The sequence below is a fragment of the Xenorhabdus sp. PR6a genome (assembly GCF_028599065.1).
Taxonomy (GTDB): domain Bacteria; phylum Pseudomonadota; class Gammaproteobacteria; order Enterobacterales; family Enterobacteriaceae; genus Xenorhabdus; species Xenorhabdus doucetiae.
Genome location: NZ_JAQRFJ010000100.1, coordinates 1 through 6,923, shown reverse-complemented (window position 1 = coordinate 6,923; position 6,923 = coordinate 1). Strand labels below are relative to the sequence as shown.

Here is a 6,923-nt window from a genome sequence, read left to right as displayed (position 1 = left end):
CTTCCTGCTTTCCTTCGCGGCTGCTCTCAGCTTGGCGTCGGTCAGTGGTGGCGCATTATAGGGAGTTTTACGGTGCTGGCAATAGTTTTTTTGAAAAAAATTACCGACCGGTGATTATTGCAGCAAATTTCACTTAGGTTGATAGTTTTTCCAGCATCAGGAAGCCATATTCACGTAAAACAGGACGTAATGCTTCACTCTCTGGCGCCATTTTCGTGCAATAAGCCCAATTCTCTGCTGTGGTTAAAAACAAATTATCGCGATTTTTGATCAACCATGCGGTTCTACGAGCGATGGCCGCTCCCGAATCAATTAATCTTGTTCCATCGGGTAAAACTTGTGAAAGTTCTTCTGCTATCAGAGGAAAGTGCGTACAGCCCAAAATAACGGTATCCGGTGGTTCTTTCATTCTCAGCCAAGGTTTCAATATCTTTTCCAGCGCTTCCCGTGGGACATCCTTACCATGTAGCTTCCGTTCAGCCAATTCCACCAACTCAGCAGAACCTATTAAATGCATCTGACAATCCGTGGCGAATTGGGTAATTAATTCTTTGGTATAGTCGCGATTCACGGTGGCGCGTGTCGCCAATAATCCCACGACACGATTACAGGTTAGCTTTGCAGCCGGTTTGATTGCCGGCACAACCCCCACAACAGGGAAAGAAAAACGTTCACGCAAGGCAGGCAAGCTGACTGTACTGGCAGTATTGCAGGCAATCACAACAACCGCCAAAGGATGCTTCTTTTGGATCGCATCAACAATCTGAACGACCCTTTCTATAATCACTTCTGCCGTTTTCTCGCCATAAGGGAAGGCTTCATTATCGAAAGCATATATATAGTGGAGATCCGGCAAGAGTTGCCGAATCTCTTGATAGACAGATAGACCACCAACTCCGGAATCAAAAACCAGAATCGTTGGACGGGCGGTCTTGTTTAAATCAGAAGTTGTAGCTGCCAGTGAGGTAGTATTCTCTTCCCGGAGTGCGGTAGCCATAGGCTGTCTCATAATTTTTATCAAACAGATTAGCTATTCTAGCACGGATCGTAAGGTGGTCAGTGATCGGATATGAGGCGCTGATAAACCAGAAAACTGGACATCCTTTGCACTTCCCCTACAATGCCGCTCGGAAATTTTTCTTAATGCGACCATACGAGAACCCGATAATGCAGAATGTTTTGCCAACGGAAAATTATGAAAATCAATTGATGGAAAAAGCCCATCGCCTAAAAGAAATGATGCTCCCCTTTAGCGCACCTGAGCCTGAAGTTTTCCGTTCCCCGGCATCCCATTACAGAATGCGGGCAGAATTCCGTATCTGGCATGAGGAAGATGACCTCTACCACATCATGTTTGATCAACAAACCAAACAACGTATTCGTATTGATCAATTTCCCGTTGCCAGTCCGTTAATCAATCAAATGATGCAGGCTATTATTGCCGGCGTAAAAGATAACCCCGTATTGCGCCATAAATTGTTTCAGGTCGATTATCTTTCCACCCGCAGTAACAAAATCATTGTCTCCCTGCTTTACCACAAAAAATTGGATGAGGAATGGCGTGAACATGCCATCGCACTGCGTACCCAACTTATCGCGGCAGGATTTGATCTCCAGCTTATTGGGCGCGCGGCAAAAACCAAAATCATACTTGACCATGACTATATAGATGAAGTGTTGCCAGTTGCAGGTAAGACCATGATTTACCGTCAGGTTGAAAATAGCTTCACCCAGCCGAATGCCAGCATCAATATTCATATGTTGGAATGGGCGATTGACATCACCAAAGGTTCGAAAGGCGACTTGCTTGAGCTGTATTGCGGCAATGGTAATTTTTCTCTGGCACTGGCACAGAATTTTGAGCGCGTCTTGGCCACTGAAATTGCCAAACCTTCGGTGGCTGCCGCACAATTTAATATCGCAGCGAACCAGATTGATAATGTGCAGATTATCCGCATGTCAGCAGAGGAATTTACCCAGGCAATGAACGGAGAGCGAGAGTTCAATCGCCTACAGGGAATTGATTTAAGCAGTTATCAATGTGAAACCATTTTTGTTGACCCACCACGCAGTGGATTGGATGAAGAAACGGTAAAAATGGTGCAAGCGTATCCGCGCATTCTTTATATTTCCTGCAACCCAGAAACACTCTGCCAAAATCTGGCAACACTGACACAAACCCACAAAGTCAGCAAACTGGCACTTTTCGACCAATTCCCTTATACCCACCATATGGAGTGCGGTGTTTTACTGGAGAAAAGCGCATAATCATCAGTAAACTGACTGAAAAGCCAAAACGCCACGGATCTCATTTTGTGGCGTTTTTTATTGAATCGCTCGTAAACGGTTAGCTTTTTGCCATGAGCATGGCTTGCTTGCGCGTTCTCATCTTGAGGTAGATCCAAAATACCAAGACAGTACCCACAACGACAGGCAAGAAATTAGAGCCAATTGCCGGATATTCCATCCGAATAAATGCGCTGTACATGAACATGCCTAAGAAGAAGCATCCCACAGCCAGTTTGGGTAACCCTTCTGCCATTGGGTAATTCAAATAACGTTGATGGAGACAATACACAGACAGGGCCAGTGCAATAATAGGGAAAATAGAAAAAGGGACGAATGAATTGAAAAATGCTGAGAAAGTTCCGTGTGTTGCCATTCCAACGATAAGAGCCAGCAACATTGTGCTTTTATCTTGGCGGTATTGTTCCATCGTATTATGCTCCTTTCATTATTATTTCAGGGTCTTAGGGATTGTTTTGGGGATCGCTTTAGGGACAGTGTTTTTTTCTTGCTCTCGACGATACCAATAATAAGCGCCTTTGGAAATCATGCGGAGTTGTAAAACCAAACGCTCTTCGAGACGACGCCTTTTTTCTTCATCAATATCCAGTGCTTCTGCGCCTGCACTGAATACGATTGTCACCATCGCCTCGGCTTGTATTTCAGTAAAATGACGAGGCATATGGCTGGCTTGCTCAAGGTAGTCTGCCAATTCGGCGATAAAATGTTGGATTTCCCGTGCGACAGCCGCACGAAATTCAGCCGATGTACCGGAGCGTTCGCGCAGCAACAGCCGGAATGCGTTGGGATTGTTGCCGATAAATTCCATAAATGTTGCAACCGAAGTGCGGATGACACTGCCACCTTTGGCAATGCGCTGACGTGCCTGACGCATTAGCTGACGCAACATCAAACCGCTTTCATCTACCATCGTCAGCCCCAGTTCATCCACATCCCGAAAATGCCGATAAAAAGAAGTCGGTGCAATGCCCGCTTCACGAGCCACTTCCCGTAAACTCAGGCTGGTAAAACTGCGTTCAGCACTGAGTTGGCTGAATGCCGCATCAATCAGGGAGCGACGGGTTTTTTCTTTCTGTTTTGCTCTAACGCCGGTTACGTTACTCACAACAATCCTGATCTATCTCGCTTCTAATCAGGCAAATATAACAGATTCTGCCAGGTTTGCTGTGATTGTTCTCTTAAAGACATTATTCGCTATTTTCCGGTTTTTTTTCTAAACCGTGAGATAAAAACCTTGTGCTCATTGGGTTATTACCTTAAGTAATGTTAAGATAGCGTTGTTATTTTGTGTAAAAACAGGTCTTTCCTCTATGCAACATACTCATTTTGATGCCATTGTGATTGGTTCTGGTCCCGGCGGGGAAGGAGCCGCAATGGGGTTGGTGAAACAAGGTAAAAACGTTGCTGTTATAGAACGTTACAATAACGTCGGTGGTGGGTGTACTCATTGGGGCACAATCCCGTCGAAAGCCCTCCGCCATGCCGTTAGCCGTATTATCGAATTTAATCAAAATCCCCTCTACAGTGATAATTCCCGCATTCTTCGTTCCTCGTTTTCAGAAATCCTGCGCCATGCTGACGTCGTTATAAATCAGCAAACCAAGATGCGCCAAGGATTTTATGAACGCAACCGTTGCCGAATGTTTGCGGGAGAAGCCACTTTCATTGATGAACATCAGGTCAGTGTTCGTTATGCCGATGACAGTGTTGATATCTTGAGTGCGGACAACATCATCATTGCCACGGGTTCCCGTCCTTACTGCCCGCCTGATGTCGATTTTTCCCACTCCCGGATTTATAACAGCGATACTATTCTGCAACTGGATCACGAACCACGCCATGTGATTATTTATGGTGCCGGGGTGATTGGTTGTGAATATGCCTCCATTTTCCGTGGGTTGGGGGTTAAGGTCGATTTGATCAATACGCGTGATCATCTTTTGTCCTTTCTTGATCAAGAAATGTCTGATGCCCTCTCCTACCATTTCTGGAATAGTGGTACGGTTATCCGCCACAATGAAGAATATGAAAAGATTGAAGGCCTTGATGATGGTGTCATTGTTCACCTGAAATCCGGCAAGAAAGTCAAAGCAGATTGCCTGCTGTATGCCAACGGCAGAACAGGTAATACCGACACGCTAGGCTTAGAAAATGTCGGACTGGAAACCGACAGCCGGGGCTTACTGAAAGTCAATCGCGTCTACCAGACCGGTAATGAAAACATCTACGCCGTGGGTGATGTTATTGGCTATCCCAGTTTGGCTTCTGCGGCTTATGATCAGGGGCGCATCGCGGCCAGAGCGATGACAACAGGAAATGCGAGTCTGTATCTGGTGGAAGATATCCCAACCGGAATTTATACCATCCCTGAAATCAGTTCGGTGGGTAAAACCGAGCAACAGTTAACCGCTATGAAAATCCCTTATGAAGTAGGGCGCGCCCAATTCAAACATCTGGCAAGAGCACAAATTGCAGGGATGAATGTTGGCAGTCTTAAGATCCTGTTCCACCGTGAGACAAAACAGATTTTAGGCATCCACTGTTTTGGCGAACGTGCCGCAGAGATCATTCATATTGGTCAGGCCATCATGGAACAGAAAGGTGAAGGCAATAATATCGAATATTTCGTTAATACTACCTTCAATTATCCCACCATGGCGGAAGCCTATCGTGTGGCAGCGCTCAATGGGTTAAACCGATTATTTTGATCTTTTTCCGAGTATTTCGAAATAGTTGCCCATTTTAGTCCGAATCGCCTCTGCCAATTGCTCATAGCGACCACGCAGAGGTGAACCGGGACGATAAACCAATATGACGGATCGTTTGGGTTCCGGTTCATCACATTCCAGATAGCAAACGCCATCCCGCTTTCTTTCACCCGGCACCGATAAATCAGGCAATAATGTAATCCCGCTGCCCGCTGCAACCATATTACGCAGTGTCTCCAGACTCGTCGCCCTAAAATGCGTATCTTCTTTGGCACCCGCCTGGAAACAGAATCCCATCGCCTGATCACGCAAACAGTGTCCGTCTTCCAGCATTAATAACTTTTCGCCGGATAGCTCACTCATCTTAATGCTGTCCCGCCCTGCCCATTTATGTTCTTCATACACCGCCAGCTTCATCGGCTCCTCAAACAATGGCACTTCGATAAAGGCTTCGGTTTCTTTCACCAACGCCAAGATGGCACAGTCAAGTTTCCCACTATCAAGTTGTGCCAACAAATTTTGGGTTTGTGCTTCATGCAGGTACATTTCCAGTTTGGGAAATAATTTATGCAGTTCAGGAATAATAAGAGGCAGGAGATAGGGGCCGATGGTTGGAATAAGGCCGATATGCAACGGCCCGGACATACTTTCACCTTGCAGGGAGGCCATCTCCTGCAACACCTTCACTTCTCGCAATACGGTTTTGGCCTGTTCCACCAGCAGCATCCCCTGTTGGGTAAATAATACCTTGCGGCTCGTGCGTTCCAGCAGCATCACGCCAAGCTCATCTTCCAGTTTGCGGATTTGACCGCTCAGTGTCGGTTGGCTGACATGACAAGCATCAGCAGCCCGGCGAAAGTGCCGATATTCAGCAAGTGCCACAAGGTATTCCAGATCGCGGATATTCATTTCCGACCCCATTGTTTACTGTCAATGTTTGATGAGAAAGCGCCATATATTTAAGGATATAGTCGTTATTATACAAATATCAATTAAACAAATAAACAGTCACTCAATATAACCATATGATTTTATTAGAAAAAACACTTGCAATATTTTATTCATGTTGTATCTTCAGTCCGTAAGTCATCTTAAACTATATATGCTACATAAAAAAATACAGCAGGGGTTGTATGAGACTGACACTATTAATTATATTAATTATTTTTGTAGGATTGGAATTAAGAGTTCCAATATCATACTTACCCACAATGGCTGAAGAAATCATTAACAGCCTGCATATAAGTACTTATTTATTCTCATTTTTAACCTCCATTTATCCATTATGTTTCTTTTTTATATCCCCGTTAGTTCCGTTGCTGGAAAAAAAGATATCCCTGAATAAAATCATTATGTTATCGATGACAGTGAGTATTGTTGCTTACGTACTGAGATTAGAACAAAGCGTCCCCATACTTATCGTTTCAACGTTTTTATTTGGCTTTTCTATCTCATTGGGTAATATATCACTACCTTCCTTTATAAAAAGACAGAGTGAAAACAAAATATCTTTATTATCATCTCTTTATACGGCATCACTCTATCTTGGCTCTGCATTAGCGACTTCACTCACCCTCCCAATTAAAAATCATCTGAACTTATCATGGAATACCGTTCCTCTATTCTGGATAGGTATCCCCGTTATTGCACTAATCGTTATAGGTATATTCACTGTTAAAGAAGACAAAAGAGAAAAAATCAAAGATAATCTATCGAAAAGAGAAGTGCAGAATGATACATTTAACTTCAAAAACATCACACCGGTAAAAAATATTTTCTGCTATTCGATGGCAATCTATTTTGGGATTTTATCCGGTATATTTTTTATTGTTACCGCATGGATGCCAACCATTATCATTTCTTTTGGATTTGATCACGAAACGGCCGCCCTATACTCATCTTTATTTA

At 44.2% G+C, this 6,923-nt stretch carries 7 protein-coding genes; 3 read left to right on the top strand and 4 right to left on the bottom strand.

Going from position 1 to position 6,923, the window contains the following annotated elements:
• Positions 1-133 precede the first annotated feature (133 nt).
• Positions 134-997, bottom strand: coding sequence for a glutamate racemase (murI, locus tag PSI15_RS16805; protein ID WP_273584530.1), 864 nt, complete (start codon positions 995-997; stop codon positions 134-136).
• A 170-nt stretch (positions 998-1,167) separates the two neighbouring features.
• Here murI and trmA point away from each other — a divergent pair, with 170 nt between their 5' ends.
• A complete protein-coding gene (gene trmA / locus PSI15_RS16795) occupies positions 1,168-2,268 on the top strand; it encodes a tRNA (uridine(54)-C5)-methyltransferase TrmA (protein ID WP_443256110.1) in 1,101 nt (366 codons plus the stop codon).
• Between the two features lie 79 nt (positions 2,269-2,347).
• Here the strand turns inward: trmA and PSI15_RS16790 are convergent, their stop codons facing one another.
• Together PSI15_RS16790 and fabR are read right to left on the bottom strand one after the other, a co-directional pair.
• A complete protein-coding gene (locus PSI15_RS16790) occupies positions 2,348-2,716 on the bottom strand; it encodes a YijD family membrane protein (protein ID WP_273584529.1) in 369 nt (122 codons plus the stop codon).
• Between the two features lie 21 nt (positions 2,717-2,737).
• On the bottom strand, positions 2,738-3,412 hold the full coding sequence (fabR, locus tag PSI15_RS16785) for an HTH-type transcriptional repressor FabR (RefSeq protein WP_045968023.1): 675 nt from the start codon (positions 3,410-3,412) through the stop codon (positions 2,738-2,740).
• A 205-nt stretch (positions 3,413-3,617) separates the two neighbouring features.
• On the opposite strand from fabR, the gene sthA reads away from it, so the two are divergent.
• A complete protein-coding gene (sthA, locus tag PSI15_RS16780; RefSeq protein ID WP_273584528.1) occupies positions 3,618-5,015 on the top strand; it encodes a Si-specific NAD(P)(+) transhydrogenase in 1,398 nt (465 codons plus the stop codon).
• Here the strand turns inward: sthA and oxyR are convergent.
• Positions 5,007-5,924: a DNA-binding transcriptional regulator OxyR gene (gene oxyR / locus PSI15_RS16775; protein ID WP_273584527.1), complete on the bottom strand. Its 918-nt coding sequence runs from the start codon at positions 5,922-5,924 to the stop codon at positions 5,007-5,009. The genes sthA and oxyR overlap by 9 nt on opposite strands.
• A gap of 224 nt (positions 5,925-6,148) precedes the next feature.
• On the opposite strand from oxyR, the gene PSI15_RS16770 reads away from it, so the two are divergent.
• On the top strand, positions 6,149-6,923 hold a 775-nt coding region (locus PSI15_RS16770; protein WP_273584526.1), incomplete at its 3' end, for an MFS transporter.